We start from the raw sequence: 14204 nt of genomic DNA, 5'->3' as shown, positions 1-14204 counted from the left end.
CGTCAGTCCCGTCCTGCCTGCGATCCTGCCGCGCCGTCCGCGGCGTCTGTCCGGTCCGCGCCGCCCGCGGCATCCGCCTCGGCCGCGCGCGCCCGCGGGCCGTGGAAATATTCGCGCACCCAGGGGTGATCGACACGCCCCATCTCGGCCATCGTGCCGGTGGCGAGCACCCGCTTCTCGGCCAGCACCGCGATCCGGTCGGCGCAGGCGTGCAGCGTGTCGAGGTCGTGGGTGACCAGAAACACCGTCAGCCCCAGCGCATCGCGCAGGCCGACGATCAGCCGGTCGAACTCGGACGCGCCGATCGGGTCGAGGCCCGCCGTCGGCTCGTCCAGAAACAGGATCTGCGGGTCGAGCGCCAGCGCCCGCGCCAGCCCCGCCCGCTTCCGCATCCCGCCCGACAGCTGCGAGGGATACTTGCCGCCCGCCGAGAAGGGCAGCCCGGCCATGGCGATCTTGAGGTCGGCGATCCCCTGCCGGGCCTCGGGCGACAGCGGGTGGCCGCGCATCGGCACCTCGACGTTCTCGCGCACGGTCAGGGTCGAGAACAGCGCCCCGTCCTGGAACATCACCCCCCAGATCCCCTCGAGCGCCGCGCGCTCGGGCCCGGTCGCGCGGTGCACGTCGATGCCCGCCACCTCGACCGTGCCCGCGGCCGGGGTCAGTAGCCCGACGATGGTCCTGAGCAGCACCGACTTGCCGGTGCCCGAGCCGCCGACGATGCCGAGGATCTCGCCCCGCCGCACGTCGAGGTCGAGCCCGTCATGGATGGTGTTGGTCCCGAAGCGCGTCACCAGCCCGCGAACCTTGATGATCGGCGCGTCTACCATCCGACCCTCGCGAAGAAGATCGAGAACAGCGCATCGGCGAGGATCACCGCGAAGATCGCCGACACCACGGATTGCGAGGTGCGCCGGCCGAGCGATTCGGTGTCGCCGCCGACCTGCATCCCGGCGTGGCAGGCGATGACCCCGATCAGCAGCCCGAAGATCGGCGCCTTGGCCAGCCCGGTCGCTGCGTGGTTCACGCCAGTATTGGCCGCGACCCGCTGGACGAACATCATCGGCGTGATGTCGAGCGTCAGCCACGCCATGACCGCCCCGCCCGCCAGCCCCGCGATGTCGGCGATCAGCGCGAGGATCGGCATCATCAGCACCAGCGCCAGCACCCGCGGCACGATCAGCGCGTCGTCGGGGCTGATGTCGAGCACCCGCATGGCGTCGACCTCTTCGCGCATCTTCATCGCGCCGATGGCGGCGGTGATGGCGGCGCCCGAGCGGCCGGCGACGACGATGGCGGTCAGCAGCACCGCGAGTTCCCGCAGCACCGAAATGGCGACCAGATCGACGGTGAAGATCTCGGCCCCGAAGCTGCGCAGCTGCCACGCGCCCTGATAGGCGATGACGACCCCGATCAGGAACGAGATGGTGACGACGATGGGCACCGCCGCCAGCCCGACCTGCTGGGAATGGTGGACGAGCGCCGTCACCCGCAGGCTGCCCGGATGGGTCAGGCCGTACGCGAGCCGGGCGAGGAAGCGGCCGAGATATTCCGCCAGCGCGCCGAGATAGCCCGCCGCCGCCGCGACCGCGCGGCCCACCGCCTCGACCGGCTGCCGCCAGCCGCCCGCGGCCTTCGGCGCAGGCGGGTCAGGCGCGGGCCAGGCGGCGATCACCGCGTCGAGCAGCGGCTGGCGCGCCGCCGGCAGCGCCTCGAGCGTCACGCCCCGCAACTGCGCGTCATGCAGGAACCAAGCCCCGGCGGTGTCGAGCCGGGTGAGCCCGCCAAGGTCGAGCGTCGCCACCCCCTCCATCGCGTCGGCGCCGGGCAGGTGGCGCAGGTCAAGCGGCCCGGCCAGCGCCAGACGGTCGCCCGCGCGGCGCATCTCCAGCGCCTCCGGTCCCCGATCCCGCTCTGCGCCCACGCCCGGCCCCGCCTCGATACCCATCCCGCCGACCTGTGCATGGCCCGCGCCCCGGTGCAACGGCGTCGTCGCGTAGCCCCGGCCCGGCTGCGCCGCCGCCCGGGCCCCCGGGCGCGCAGGCCGCCCCCTCTCCCTTGACGGAAATATCCCCGCCGGAGGCTCCGGCGTCTCCCACCCCGCGCCGCGGGCCGGACTACGCGCCCCCGCGCGCCCCCAGCACCCGGTCGAGCGCCGCGTCGAGCGGGGCGGGGTCGTTGAGCCGCAGCCGCACCGGCAAAGTCAGCACCTTGGGCCGGAACCGCGCCGGCAGCCGCGCCGCGTCCTTCTCGGTCGTCACGAGCTGCGCGCCGATGAGCCGCGCCTCGGCCTCGAGCCGGGTGAGAAGCTGGGTCGAGAACGGCTGGTGGTCGGCCAGCGGCTCGGCCCGCACCACCTCGGCGCCGAGGCCGCGGAGGGTGGTGAAGAACTTCTCCGGCCGCCCGATCCCGGCAAAGGCGAGCGCCCGCAGCCCCTGCCAGTCCATCCCCGTCGGCAGCGGCGCCAGCGCCCCGGTCAGCCGCGGCACCGGCAGGGTGCCGTAGCGCGCGCCGAATGCCGCCTGCGCAGGCGGCTCGCCGATCGACAGCACCAGGTCGGCGCGAGCCAGCCCCGCCGCCACCGGCTCGCGCAGCGGCCCGGCGGGCAGGCACAGCCCGTTGCCCCAGCCGCGGCCCGCATCGACCACTACCAGCGCGAGGTCATGGGCCAGCGCCGGGTCCTGGAACCCGTCGTCGAGCAGGATCGCCTGCGCCCCCGCGGCCACCGCCGCCCGCGCCCCGGCCACGCGGTCGCGCGCCACCCAGACAGGGGCGAAGGCCGACAGCAGCAGAGGCTCGTCGCCGACTTGGGCGGCGGTGTGGCGGCGTTCCTCGACCCGCAGCGGGCCGGTCTCGGTCCCGCCGTGGCCTCGGCTGACGACATGGACGGCCGCGCCGCGCGCCGCCAGCCGCTCGATCAGCGCGATCACCGTGGGCGTCTTGCCGGTGCCGCCCGCGTCGAGGTTGCCGACGCAGATCACCGGCACCCCGACGCGGGCCCGCCCACCCCGCGCCGCGGTCCCCCGCGCGAGCCGCCGCGCGGTCCCCGCGGCATAGAGCGCACCCAGCGGCGACAGCAGCCGCGCCAGCATCCCCGGCGAACGGTCCCAGAAACCCGGCGCCCTGAGCGTCATGGCAGTAGCCCCGGCGCGGTGTCGGGCAGATCGGACAGCACCGCCTCGGCGATCCGGCGCGAGACCTCGGCCCCCGCGGTCGCCTGTTGCCACGCGGCCAGCGCGAGCCTCGCGGCGAGGTCGGGCGCACCTAGCTCCTCGATCGCGGTGCCAAGCTGGACGGCGTTGCGGACCACCCGCGCGCCGCCGGCGTCGTCGAGCGCCCGCCACAGCTCGGCATGGGTGGCCAGATGCGGGCCGTGCAGGATCGCGGCGCCGAGGCCCGCCGGCTCGTGCGGGTGGCGCGGCGTCGCCTCACCCGCGATCAGCGTGCCGCCCATGAAGGCCACGGGGGCGAGGCGATACCACAGTCCCAGCTCGGCGCTGTCCTCGGCCACCAGCACGTTGACCTCGGCATCGGGCTCTTCGTCCTGGTCGCGGCGGGCGACGGTCAGCCCGGCGGCCTCGGCGGCGGCGGCGATGGGGGCGGCATCCTCGGGGCGGACCGGCGCGGCGATCAGCAGCGCCCGGTGGTGCGAGGAGAGCACGGCGCGCTGCGCGGCCATGACCGCCGGCGCCTCGACCGCCGGCAGGGCGGCGGCCAGCCAGACGTGGCGGTTGGCGAGCATCGGCCGAAGCGCCGCATATTCCCGCAGGTTGCAGCGCAGGGGCGTGGCGACCGGCGCGGCGAGGCCCACGATCTCGATCCGCGGCGGGGCGATGCCGGCGCGCATCGCGGCATCCTCGGCCGCGCGGTCGGGGACCAGCACCCGCGCGAGGCGGACGAGCGGGCCGCGGCGCAGCCCGCGCCAGGCGGTGCGGGCGGCGGCGGCGGCGATCTGGTGGCGGTCGGCGATCAGCGTGACCGGCACGCCCGCGTCGTCGCAGGCCGCGATCAGCGCCGCCGGGATGGTCCCGTCGGCGAGCACCAGCGCGGCGGGAAGGGTCCGCTCGATCAGCGCCCGCGCCGGGCCTGCGTCGGTGGGCAGCGGCGCCAGCACCGGCGCGCCCCGGCCCTCGCCCCCGGCGCCCGGCGGGCCGACCTGCGCCAGCCGCACCCCGCGCCGCCGCCGGCGCAGCGCCTGCGCCAGCCCCGGCGCCTCGCCCACCATCAGGATCAGCGGCCCGTCGCCCTTGGGCAACTGCGCGTGCCGGTCAGGCTGGCCCCCCCGCGCCCCCCTGAGCGAGAGCCACTGCGCGAGGTCGCCGAACGCCGCCATCGCCGCCGTCTCAGCCCGCGGGCGGCGGGGCGGCCGCGTCCTCGGGGTCGTGCAGCCGGTGCAGGTGGGCGATGAAATAGCGCGTCTGCGCCTGGTCCACGGTGGCCTGCGCCTGCGCCTTCCAGGCGTCATAGGCGGCGGCGTAGTTCGGGTAGATGCCGACGACATGGATCGCCGACGGGTCGCGGAACTCGGTCGAGTGCGAGGCGGTCAGCTCTCCGCCATAGACGAGGTGCAGGCGCTGAGTCATCGGGTCACCTTTTCTGGAAGCCGTGGCGAGGGGCGGGATACATCCGCCGCGCGCCGAGACCAAGGGGCGAGCGCGGCGGCCGGATCGCTCAAATGCAAGATGTTCCGCGTTTGATCGGGAAGGGCGGATGTGGCATCCATGGTGCACGGCCAGGACGGCCCGGCGCATTCCGGTTTCGCGTGTGGTGCATGGAGCACGCGAGAAAGAGGGGTTCCGGTCCGTGGGGGGCCGGAACCCCTCGCTTTGTTCTTGGGTGAGGGGGCAGCGGGCGGAGGCTGTCCGGGGTGCTTGGTCGGTGGTGTCCCCCGGTAGCGGGCGAGGGCGCCGGTCGCGGGGCATGGGTCGATGTCACTGTCGCGGCACGAGCTTGGGGCCTGCAAGAATACGCCCGTCATGCCGCTGAAGTATAATAAGGCCCGTTGTGGTGCTGACGTAGAGTAGGGCCGTCCTGTTGCTCAGGTAGATTTGGCCTGTCGTGCTGCTGACGCGGAGCACGCCTGTCGTGCCGCTGAGGTGGGACACTTCCGTAATGCCCCTGCCGTTGAGTATGCCCGTCCGATTGTTGACGTAGGTTGGCCCCTCGTGCCGCTGACGCGGAGCAGGCCTGCCATGCCGCTGACGTGGACTAGAGCCGTCACACCGCTGACGGTGAGGCGGTCTGTCATGCCGCTGACATAGACTAGACCCGTCGCGTCGCTGGAGGCGAGCCAGCCCCTTCAAGTTCAGCCCCTCGCACAGCCGCACGGCCGCACGAGGGACTGAGGAACACTCAGTTCGACGCCGGGGCCGGGGTCGAAGCACCCGTGGCCGGAGCGGTCGTCGTGGCCGGAGCCGCCGCAGCCGCAGGAGCCGCAGCCGGCGCCGTCGCAGCCGCCGGAGCCGCCGCCAGCTTCTCGTCGATCTTCGCCTTCAGCTCTTCCCACGGGCCGTTCTGCACCTTCTCGCCGCCGATGATGAAGGTCGGGGTGCCCTCGATCTTGTCGGCCACGGCGTTCTGCTGGTAGGTCGCCACAAGGCTCTCGACCTCGGCCTGATCGGCCCAGCAGGCGTCGATCTGCTCGCCCGTCATGCCCGCCTTGGCCCCGATCTTCTTGAGGTTCGCGGTCATCTCGTCGCCGGTCTTGGCCGACAGCCAGTCCTTCTGCTCGTCCATCAGCATCGCGCCGATCGGGTAGTATTTCTCGTCCCCGCCGCAGCGGGCGAGGATGCCGGCCCACAGGCCCACCTCGTCGAAATACACGTCGCGCTGGGCGAAGCGGACCTTGCCGGTGTCGATGTACTCGGCTTTGAGTTTGGGGAACACGTCGCGGTGGAAGGCCGCGCAATGGCTGCAGGTGAAGCTCGCGTATTCATAGATCGTGACCGGCGCGGTCTCGGACCCGAGGTAGAGGTCGGGCAGGATCGCCGGGGCGGCCGGCGCCGCCGGGGCGGCGGCCGGGGCAGGGGTCGCGGCCGGGGCCGCCTGCTGGGCCACGGCCGGCAGGGCCAGCCCCGCAACGGTGGCGAGCGCGGCGGCAGTGGCGAGGCGGCGGAGGGTGGTCGTCATGGAATGGCCTTTCGGTCAGGAGAAACGGTGATCTTTGGTCCGCGCCCTGCGCCCGGCGCGGTTCAGCGCCAGCGCCTGCATGGCCTGCGCCAGTACGGGATCGTCGAAGCGCCCGGCCACGCGCACCGCCGCGGCGGTCGCCTCGGGCGAGGGGGCGGGTTCGGGCGGGGCGGGATGAAACGCGGCCTGCGCCTCGGCGAAACCCTGCGCGGCGGTCTGCGTGACCGTGATCCGGGCGATGGCGTTGAAGCCGTAGACCGCGTTCACCCGGTCGCGGATCTGCGGCAGCTGCATCTGCACCAGGGGCGCCTGCGGCCCGTCGGTCAGCAGGGTCAGCGTCGCCCCGAAGGCGCGGCCGTGGCTGACCTTGACCGGCCGGGTGGCGGCGGCGAGCTCGGGTCCGACGATCTCGGGCCAATGGGTCAGAAGCCGCGCGACCGCGAAGCCGCGCGCCTCGGCGCCCTGCCGCAGCTGCGGCGCGACGAGGCTCGCCGCCGGCTCGAATCCGCGCATCCGCCGCCGGGGCGGGGCGTCGGGATCACTCGAGGGGCGGCGCTTGGCCATGGGGGCTCGCGGTTGGGTCGTGCCGGTCCAATCTGGACCCGGACGCCGCGGGATGCCAGACCACGGCGGATGACGGGGGACGCAAACTTGCGTGACGATGGGACGGGCGGCGCCATCGCGGCGGCGCTGCTGGACTGGTACGACCGTCACGCCCGCGACCTGCCGTGGCGGGCGCCGCCGGGGACGCCGGCGATGGACCCCTATCGCGTCTGGCTGTCCGAGGTGATGCTGCAGCAGACCACGGTGGCCGCGGTGCGCGGCTATTTCGAGCGCTTCACCGCGCGCTGGCCCACCGTGCAGGCGCTCGCCGCCGCCGACGAGGCCGAGGTGATGGCCGCGTGGGCGGGCCTCGGCTATTACGCCCGCGCCCGCAACCTGATCGCCTGCGCTCGCGCGGTGGCCGCGGCGGGCGGGTTTCCGACGACACGCGAGGGGCTGGCCGTTCTGCCAGGCGTCGGCCCCTACACCTCGGCCGCCATCGCCGCGATCGCCTTTGACCGGCCCGAGACGGTGGTGGACGGGAATGTCGAGCGCGTCGTGGCCCGCCTCTTCGCGGTCCAGACGCCGCTGCCGGGCGCGAAGCGCGAGCTGACGGCGCTCGCCGCGACCCTGACGCCGACGCACCGGCCGGGCGATTTCGCCCAGGCAATGATGGACCTCGGCGCCACGATCTGCACCCCGCGCAGCCCCGCCTGCGGCATCTGCCCGCTGATCCACGCCTGCGCCGCCCGCGCCGCCGGGATCGCGGCCGAGCTGCCCCGCCGCGCCCCCAAGACCGCCCGCCCGCGGCGCGAAGGCGTGGCGTGGGTGGCGCTTTCGCCCGAGGCGGTGCTGCTCGAGCGGCGGCCCCAGCGCGGGCTGCTGGGCGGGACGCTCGCCTTTCCCTCGAGCGGCTGGGACGGCTCGGATCACCCGCCGCCCCTCGCGGCGGACTGGGACGAGCGGGGCGAGGTGCGCCACGTCTTCACCCATTTCGAGCTGCGGCTGCGGGTGTTGACCGCGCCGCTCGCCGGCAACCCGGCGCGGGGCGAGATCGTGCCGCGGGACGGGTTCGACCCCGGGGCGCTGACGGGGCTGATGCGCAAGGTGTGGGCGCTGGCTGCGCCCGAGGGCGGGGACGCCTGAAGGCCCTGCGGCCGTGCGGTGGCTGCAATGTTGCCGCACGCCGGTAACACGCCACGGAAAGGGAGTTGCACATGCCAGATGCTGAACCGGCTTCGGCCTCTGCCATCGACCGGGCTGCCATTGACAGCTGGGCCACACGGCTCGGCGCGATTGCCGTGCTGCAACTCGCCGCCCAGCAGGCATCGGCGACGCCGTTTTATCAGGCGGTCATCCAGATCGCCCTCATCACTCTCGTCGTGACCGCCACCGCGCCAGTACTCAGCTCTATCCCATCGGCTCTGGCCGACGTCAGCCCGCGGCGGCCGCGTACGTGGATCATCCCCGCGATTCTGTTCGCAACTGCCGTGATGCCGGTTGCGTTAGGGCTCCCGCACCTCGCCGCTGCGCCGGTCGAGTGGCTCTTCTCACCCCGGACCGTGGCTTGGCTGGTCCTCGCCGCCGTGCTGTTCGGGTTGGGGAAGGCGATCAAGTTGGGGGCGCTGGCCGGGTGGCGGGCGGTGGTGGCGTGGTCACGCCGCCGCCGCGCCGCCCCCGGCGGCTGATCGCGCCGCTCAGGCCCCGAGGCACCAGCGCATCACCGCCTTCTGCGCGTGCAGCCGGTTCTCGGCCTCGTCCCAGATGACGCTCGCCGGGCCGTCCATCACCTCGGACGTCACCTCGTCCTCGCGGTGCGCGGGCAGGCAATGCATGAAGAGCGCGTCCGGCTTGGCCCGCGCCATCAGGCCCGCGTTGACCTGATAGCCGCGCAGCTGGTTGTGGCGCCGCTCCTTGGCGGACTGGGGGTCGTGCATCGACACCCAGGTGTCGGTCACCACGAGGTCGGCACCCTCGACCGCGCGGGCCGGGTCGCGCTCGATCTCGGCCCGGACCCCCTGGGCGCGGGCGAAGTCGAGCCACTCCGCCTCGGGGTCGAGCGGCGGCGGCCCGGTGAAGGTGAAGTCGAAGCCGAATTGCCCCGCCGCCTGGATCATCGAGGCGCAGACGTTGTTGCCGTCGCCCGACCACACCACCTTGCGCCCGGCGATGGGGCCGCGATGCTCCTCGAAGGTCATCACGTCGGCCATGATCTGGCAGGGGTGGGTGCGGTTCGTGAGCCCGTTGATCACCGGCACGTCGGCGTATTCGGCCATCTCGTGCAGCGTCGCCTCTTCGAACGTGCGGATCATGATCATGTCGACGTAGCGCGACAGCACCCGGGCGGTGTCGGCGATCGTCTCGCCGTGGCCAAGCTGCATCTCCTGCCCCGAGAGCACCATGGTCTGGCCGCCCATCTGCCGCACGCCCAGGTCGAAGCTGACGCGGGTGCGGGTCGAGGGCTTCTCGAAGATCAGCGCCACCATGCGGTTCTTGAGCGGCTGCTCGGCGTCGGGCGTGCCCTTGGGGGCACCGTTGCGCGCGTCCTTCATGGCGCGGGCGCTGTCGATGATGGCCCGCAAATCGGCCTTGGGGGTGGTGTGGATGTCGAGGAAACTGGTCATGTCATGATCCTGAAACGGCGGGAACGAGGGGCGGCGAAGCGGCGGCCTCTCGTCGGTGGGCGCGCTCGGCCCGCTCGGACCCCGCGCCCGGCCGGCCGGGCAGGACGCAGGTCCGGCCAGCGGCGGGGCAAGAGCGGGTCAAGGGCGGCAACGGCGGCGACATGATCGCGGCACTTCATCGTCCCGCGCGGGCAGGGTCAACCCCCCGGCCCGGGCCGATGAGCGTGGAAAGCCTGCCAGGAGCGGGGGAACCGTCCCCGGCCCCGCCCGTTCGATCCCCGACAACTTCACGACCGGATGACGGAGGCACGGTGGCGCACGAGATTTTCGACAAGGCGGTGGATGCGGGGCAACGGCTGCGCGACGAATGTGATGCGGCGGGCAGCGTGCTCGACGACCCGCGCGCGGCGGTCTCGCCCGAGGCGGCGCTGGCGCGGCTGACCGAGGGCAACGCCCGCTACGTCGCCGGCGCCTCGCGCGGGGCCGACCACGCCGCCGGCCGGGTCGAGCGCGCCAGGGGACAGGCCCCCTTCGCCGCGCTGGTCAGCTGCGCCGACAGCCGCGTGGCGCCGGAACTCGCCTTCGACGAGCCGCCGGGGGCGCTGTTCGTCTGCCGGCTGGCGGGAAACCTCGTCAACGCCGACGTGCTGGCGAGCCTCGAATATGCGGTAACGTTCCTCGGCGCCTCGCTGATCGTGGTGCTCGGCCATTCCGGCTGCGGCGCGGTCGATGCGGCGATCAGGGTAGCCGAAACCGCCGAGGTGCTGCCCGGCAATCTGGACCAGATGGCAGTCTCGATCCTGCCCGCCGTCACCCGCGCGCAGCGCGCCGGGCATGGCGACGCCGGGGCGCTGCTCGACGCGGTGATCGCCGAGAACGCGCGGCTGTCGGCACAACGGATCACCTCGCGCTCGGCCACGCTCGCCGAGGCGGTCGAGACCGGGCGGCTCGCGGTCCGGGCGGCGGTCTATGAGATTGCGTCGGGCGAGGTCCGGTTCATCGACTAGACGGCGCGCGGCGTCTGTCTGGCCTGAACACCCGGTGGCGGCTGCCCTCAGCCGCCGCGGGTCGGCCGGTCGAACACCTTGCGGCCCATCAGACTGCCGACCAGGTCGACCATCATCCGCGCCGTCCGCCCGCGTTCGTCCAGGAACGGGTTCAGCTCGACCAGATCCAGCGAGGTCATCAGCCCGCTCTCATGGATCAGCTCGCAGACGAGATGCGCCTCGCGGAAGGTGGCGCCGCCGGGCACCGTGGTCCCGACCGCCGGCGCCACCGAGGGGTCAAGGAAATCCACGTCGAGGCTGACGTGCAGCATCCCGTTCGCCGCCGCTACCCGGTCGAGGAAGGCCCGCATGGGCACCGCGAAGCCGTATTCGTCCAGCACCCGCATATCGTTCACCACGATGTCGGTTTGCGCGAGCGCCGTGTGCTCGGCCGGATCGACCGAGCGGATGCCGAAGAGGCAGATGTTCTCTTCGGGCACCGGCGCCGGGAAGGGCGGGAAGGCGTCGAACCCCGGCCGCCCGGCGAGGTAGCCCAGCGGCGTCCCGTGCAGGTTGCCGCTCTCGGTCGTGTCGACGCTGTGAATGTCGGAATGGGCGTCGAGCCACAGCACGAAGAGCGGCCGCCCCGCGGCCGCGGCATGGGCGGCGACCCCCGCCACCGTCCCCAGCGACAGCGAATGGTCGCCGCCGAGGAAGATCGGCAGCCCCCCCGCCATCGCCGCCTCGGCCCATTGCGCCAGAACGCGGGTCCAGGCGAGCGTCTCGGGCAGGTGATGGACGGCGGGGTTGGCGGTCGTCTCGCGGCCCACGTCGCTCAGCGTGACGTCGCCCTGATCCTCGACCGTGTGCCCCAGCGCCTCAAGCGTCGCCGCGAGCCCCGCGACGCGATAGGCGGCCGGTCCCATGAGACAGCCGGGGCGGGTCTGGCCGCTGTCCACCGGGGCGCCGATGAGGATGCAGTGGGTGTTGGGGCGGCTCATGGGGCCTCGCTGGCGGATGGGTTGACCGGGGCGAGGCTAGCGCGCCCGCGCCGGGCTGGCCAGCCGGGCGCGCGCGGGGGCTGCTTGCGGCGGCAGCCGCGAAGCCCTTATGTTGTCGGCCCCCGTCACCCGAACGCGGAGCGGGCTGTCAGTCTGTGAAGGATCAGCTCTCATGGCCGTCAAGGCGAAGTGCATCGTGACCAACAGCGAGGAAGGTCGCGGCGCCTATGCGATCCGCGTCGACAACGACGAATCGCTCTACATTCCCCAACGCATTGCCGAAGCACTGGAAATCGAGGAGTTCGACGAGCTCGAGGCGATCCTCGTGCGCAACGACCGCGACGAGCCGCCGTGGCGCGCCATCCGCGTCCGCCCCGCGGCTGAGGCCGACCGGACGACGGCGGAGGCAGGCCCGCCCGAGGCCTGAGGGCGGCCGCACGTTGGGAATCGGCCGTCGAATGACGGCCGGGTCCGCGTCTAGTCCCCGACCGTGTCGGGCACGCCCATGATATATTCGTGATAGCTGATCGCGTCGTCGATCCTGTCGAAGACGCTGATCTGCCCGCGGTCGAGCACCGCCCCCATCGTGCAGAGCCGCCGGACCATCGGCATCGAGTGGCTGACCACCACGGCCGAGGCGTTCTGCACCCGGTCCATGAACACCCGCTGGGATTTCTCGCGGAAGTCCGAGTCGCCGACGCTCGTGACCTCGTCCACCAGATAGGTGTCGAAGTCGATGCCCATGCTGCATCCCATCGCCAGCCGCGAGCGCATCCCCGAGGAATAGCTGCCGAACGGCAGGTGGTAGCTCGGCCCGAGCCCGGCGAAGTCGTCGACGTAATCCACCAGCTCGTCGGTATCGACGCCGTAGATGCGGGCGACGAAGCGCACGTTCTGCGCCCCGGTCAGGTCGGTATGGAAGCTGCCGGCGAACCCCACCGGCCACGAGATCGTCCCGTCCGAGACGATACGCCCCGAGGTCGGCATCGCGGTCCCCGCGATCATCCGCAGAAGGGTCGATTTCCCCGCCCCGTTCCGGCCCAGCAGCGCCACCGACGCGCCGGTCGGGAACACCGCGTTCAGCCGGTCGGCGACGAGGTTACGGCGGCCGTCGGTGTAATAGATCTTGGTCAGGTTCTCGAGCCGGATCACCGCGCGCCCCCGGGTCAGGACCGCCTCAGCGGCGGTCCCTGACGCTGTAATAGACGAGGATCATGATCGACCACAGCACCAGCGCCAGCGCCGCCCCCATGCCCATCAGCCACGGCCGGTTCGGCTCGACCGAGCGCTCGGCCGCGGTGGGCGAGATGTGAGCGGCGAGGTAGCGCGTCTGCCGCTGGGCCGAGGCGAGCGCCGCCTCATGCGCGACCCGCGCGGTCTGGTGGGCGCCCTCGGCGAACTCGAGGTCCACCTTGAGCCGCTCGTAATCGGCCATGAGCTGCGCGTAATTCTGCCCCTCGGCCGACTCGTCGCCGCCGAACTTGGACCGCTCCGCCTCGATCTGACCTTCGAGCGAGGCGATCCGCCGCTCGGCCTGGATCAGCCGCTGGTCGCCGGCGCGGGCGTTCTGCTTCAGGGTGTCATAGGCGACGCGCGCCTCGGCCAACTGGCCCTGCAGCGCGGTCATCACCGACATTTGCGCGCCGAGGTCGATGGTCGGATCGACGATGCGGGTGCGGACGCGGAAGGCGGTCATCGCCTGGCGCGCCTCGGTCAGGACGCCGCGGGCCTTTTCCAGCTCGACCTCGGACTGCTTGGTGGCGTCGATCCGCGCCTGGTCCGAGAGCGCGTTCACCACCTTCTCGCTCTCGACGAAGATCTCGTCGGCCAGCGCCTTGGCGTCCTCGGGCGAGAAGGCCGCGGTGCGGACCGTGATGATGCCCGAATTGTCGTCGTAGTAGAGCTTGACCTGGCGGTGCCAGTAGTCGGTCAGGTCCTCGATCGTGCCCGAGGGATCGAAGGCGAACAGGAAATCCTGCGGCCACGGGCGCGAGAACATCCCGCGGATGTCCAGCGCCTTGTCGGCGCGGCTCACGAGGTCGGGCGAGCGGATGAACTCGTAGAGGATGTCGGTGTCGGACGCGGTGCTCGACGCCTTGGCGCCGAAGATGCCGCCGAACATGTCCATCGGCGAGCCGCCCTCTTCGCGGCGGACCGAGAAGCCGACGGTCGAGGTGTACTGGTCCACGGCCCGCGTCCAGAGGTACCAGCCCCAGAGCGCGCTGGGGATGATCACGAACATGATGAAGCTGACGACCAGCATCCAGTGCCGCCGGCGCGGGGCGGCTGCGGCCGCCGGGGGGCGCAAGGCGGCAGCCGGCGGGGCGCCGGGCGGCAGCGCGGGCGGCGGGGCCGCCGGGCGCGGGGCCGGCGGCGGCGCGGCCGGCCGGGCTACGGCGGGCGGCTGGGCGGCGGGCTGTGCCGCGGGCGCGAGGCCCTGAGCGCGCGCCGCGGCCGCCGCGGTGGCGGCGTCGGCCGGGGTCAGCTTGCCCGGCGTGGGCTGCGGTGCGGGCTGAGGTGCCGGGCGCGGCGCTGCCTGAGCGCCAGCCGCGGCGGCGGCCGGTGCGGGGCCGGGCGAGGCGGGCTTGGGTGCCGCAGGCTGCGCGGTGGAAGGCTTGGGCGCGGCCTCGGGCTGACCCGGCGCAGGCTTGGGCGCTGCCGCCGGCTGGGCAGCGGAAGGCTGGGCCGGGGTGGGCTGGGGGGCGGCAGGCGTTGCCGGCGCAGGCTGGGCCGGCCCGGTCGGGCGCGGGGCCGCCGCCGAGAACACCGTCTCGCCGCGACCGGGCGAGGGCGTCTCGGCGGGCGTCGCGGGGGCAGATGTCGCGGGGGCAGGCGCCGCCGGCGCCGCGGCACCAGGATTGCCTGATGCGGCGGGTTGGGCCGGGGCCGCGGGGCCGCCCGCTTGCGGCGGAACGGCCGCG

Annotated in this window: 15 protein-coding genes; 4 read left to right on the top strand and 11 right to left on the bottom strand. The window is 73.2% G+C overall.

The features are described 5' to 3' along the window. Positions 1–2: 2 nt before the first annotated feature. From BLW17_RS04490 to BLW17_RS04460, 7 genes are all read right to left on the bottom strand, one after another. Entirely contained in the window at positions 3–830 is an 828-nt protein-coding gene (locus BLW17_RS04490) for an ABC transporter ATP-binding protein (protein ID WP_052176357.1), read from the bottom strand. After that, on the bottom strand, positions 824–1948 hold the full coding sequence (locus tag BLW17_RS04485) for an ABC transporter permease (protein WP_231572772.1): 1125 nt from the start codon (positions 1946–1948) through the stop codon (positions 824–826). The genes BLW17_RS04490 and BLW17_RS04485 overlap by 7 nt, the downstream gene beginning before the upstream one ends. 169 nt (positions 1949–2117) lie before the next feature. Continuing rightward, positions 2118–3134 (bottom strand): tetraacyldisaccharide 4'-kinase, encoded by a 1017-nt coding sequence (gene lpxK, locus BLW17_RS04480; RefSeq protein ID WP_036733199.1) that lies wholly within the window; start codon positions 3132–3134, stop codon positions 2118–2120. Beyond that, positions 3131–4333: a 3-deoxy-D-manno-octulosonic acid transferase gene (locus tag BLW17_RS04475; protein ID WP_052176356.1), complete on the bottom strand. Its 1203-nt coding sequence runs from the start codon at positions 4331–4333 to the stop codon at positions 3131–3133. Before BLW17_RS04475 ends, lpxK begins: the two co-directional genes overlap by 4 nt. 10 nt (positions 4334–4343) lie before the next feature. Next, positions 4344–4583: a DUF4170 domain-containing protein gene (locus tag BLW17_RS04470; RefSeq protein ID WP_036705661.1), complete on the bottom strand. Its 240-nt coding sequence runs from the start codon at positions 4581–4583 to the stop codon at positions 4344–4346. 769 nt (positions 4584–5352) lie between these two features. After that, positions 5353–6129: a DsbA family protein gene (locus BLW17_RS04465; RefSeq protein ID WP_074826126.1), complete on the bottom strand. Its 777-nt coding sequence runs from the start codon at positions 6127–6129 to the stop codon at positions 5353–5355. Between the two features lie 15 nt (positions 6130–6144). Next, positions 6145–6642 carry a DUF721 domain-containing protein gene (locus tag BLW17_RS04460; protein WP_074826123.1) on the bottom strand — a complete coding sequence of 166 codons (498 nt, stop codon included), beginning with the start codon at positions 6640–6642 and terminating at the stop codon, positions 6145–6147. A gap of 120 nt (positions 6643–6762) precedes the next feature. On the opposite strand from BLW17_RS04460, the gene mutY reads away from it, so the two are divergent. Then, positions 6763–7818: an A/G-specific adenine glycosylase gene (gene mutY, locus BLW17_RS04455; protein WP_052176354.1), complete on the top strand. Its 1056-nt coding sequence runs from the start codon at positions 6763–6765 to the stop codon at positions 7816–7818. Positions 7819–7889: 71 nt separating this feature from the next. Next, positions 7890–8360: a hypothetical protein gene (locus BLW17_RS04450; protein ID WP_052176353.1), complete on the top strand. Its 471-nt coding sequence runs from the start codon at positions 7890–7892 to the stop codon at positions 8358–8360. 9 nt (positions 8361–8369) lie between these two features. Here the strand turns inward: BLW17_RS04450 and argF are convergent, their stop codons facing one another. Further along, positions 8370–9296: an ornithine carbamoyltransferase gene (gene argF / locus BLW17_RS04445; protein ID WP_036704815.1), complete on the bottom strand. Its 927-nt coding sequence runs from the start codon at positions 9294–9296 to the stop codon at positions 8370–8372. Between the two features lie 311 nt (positions 9297–9607). On the opposite strand from argF, the gene BLW17_RS04440 reads away from it, so the two are divergent. Next, positions 9608–10303, top strand: a complete 696-nt coding sequence (locus BLW17_RS04440; protein WP_052176352.1) for a carbonic anhydrase — start codon at positions 9608–9610, stop codon at positions 10301–10303. A gap of 47 nt (positions 10304–10350) precedes the next feature. Here the strand turns inward: BLW17_RS04440 and rocF are convergent, their stop codons facing one another. Beyond that, on the bottom strand, positions 10351–11283 hold the full coding sequence (rocF, locus tag BLW17_RS04435; protein ID WP_036733190.1) for an arginase: 933 nt from the start codon (positions 11281–11283) through the stop codon (positions 10351–10353). 172 nt (positions 11284–11455) lie between these two features. Between rocF and BLW17_RS04430 the strand changes: the two genes are divergently transcribed. Further along, positions 11456–11710, top strand: a complete 255-nt coding sequence (locus BLW17_RS04430; protein ID WP_036733187.1) for a hypothetical protein — start codon at positions 11456–11458, stop codon at positions 11708–11710. A 50-nt stretch (positions 11711–11760) separates the two neighbouring features. Here BLW17_RS04430 and BLW17_RS04425 read toward each other — a convergent pair whose 3' ends face one another. Both BLW17_RS04425 and BLW17_RS18475 read right to left on the bottom strand, forming a co-directional pair. Then, on the bottom strand, positions 11761–12435 hold the full coding sequence (locus tag BLW17_RS04425) for an ABC transporter ATP-binding protein (RefSeq protein WP_036733183.1): 675 nt from the start codon (positions 12433–12435) through the stop codon (positions 11761–11763). Positions 12436–12460: 25 nt separating this feature from the next. Beyond that, entirely contained in the window at positions 12461–13546 is a 1086-nt protein-coding gene (locus tag BLW17_RS18475; protein ID WP_083388325.1) for a KpsE/RkpR family capsule polysaccharide export protein, read from the bottom strand. Positions 13547–14204: the final 658 nt, after the last annotated feature.

This window comes from Paracoccus sanguinis, assembly GCF_900106665.1.
Classification (GTDB): domain Bacteria; phylum Pseudomonadota; class Alphaproteobacteria; order Rhodobacterales; family Rhodobacteraceae; genus Paracoccus; species Paracoccus panacisoli.
The sequence above is the reverse complement of the archived record's forward strand: the minus strand, read 5'-3'. Positions and strand labels throughout refer to the sequence as shown.

Coding starts and splice junctions, on each gene's coding strand:
- BLW17_RS04490 (WP_052176357.1), bottom strand. CDS start 830: ATGGTAGACGCGCCGATCATCAAGGTTCGCGGGCTGGTGACGCGCTTC.
- BLW17_RS04485 (WP_231572772.1), bottom strand. CDS start 1,948: ATGGGTATCGAGGCGGGGCCGGGCGTGGGCGCAGAGCGGGATCGGGGA.
- lpxK (WP_036733199.1), bottom strand. CDS start 3,134: ATGACGCTCAGGGCGCCGGGTTTCTGGGACCGTTCGCCGGGGATGCTG.
- BLW17_RS04475 (WP_052176356.1), bottom strand. CDS start 4,333: ATGGCGGCGTTCGGCGACCTCGCGCAGTGGCTCTCGCTCAGGGGGGCG.
- BLW17_RS04470 (WP_036705661.1), bottom strand. CDS start 4,583: ATGACTCAGCGCCTGCACCTCGTCTATGGCGGAGAGCTGACCGCCTCG.
- BLW17_RS04465 (WP_074826126.1), bottom strand. CDS start 6,129: ATGACGACCACCCTCCGCCGCCTCGCCACTGCCGCCGCGCTCGCCACC.
- BLW17_RS04460 (WP_074826123.1), bottom strand. CDS start 6,642: ATGCGCGGATTCGAGCCGGCGGCGAGCCTCGTCGCGCCGCAGCTGCGG.
- mutY (WP_052176354.1), top strand. CDS start 6,763: ATGACGGGGGACGCAAACTTGCGTGACGATGGGACGGGCGGCGCCATC.
- BLW17_RS04450 (WP_052176353.1), top strand. CDS start 7,890: ATGCCAGATGCTGAACCGGCTTCGGCCTCTGCCATCGACCGGGCTGCC.
- argF (WP_036704815.1), bottom strand. CDS start 9,296: ATGACCAGTTTCCTCGACATCCACACCACCCCCAAGGCCGATTTGCGG.
- rocF (WP_036733190.1), bottom strand. CDS start 11,283: ATGAGCCGCCCCAACACCCACTGCATCCTCATCGGCGCCCCGGTGGAC.
- BLW17_RS04430 (WP_036733187.1), top strand. CDS start 11,456: ATGGCCGTCAAGGCGAAGTGCATCGTGACCAACAGCGAGGAAGGTCGC.
- BLW17_RS18475 (WP_083388325.1), bottom strand. CDS start 13,546: ATGCTGGTCGTCAGCTTCATCATGTTCGTGATCATCCCCAGCGCGCTC.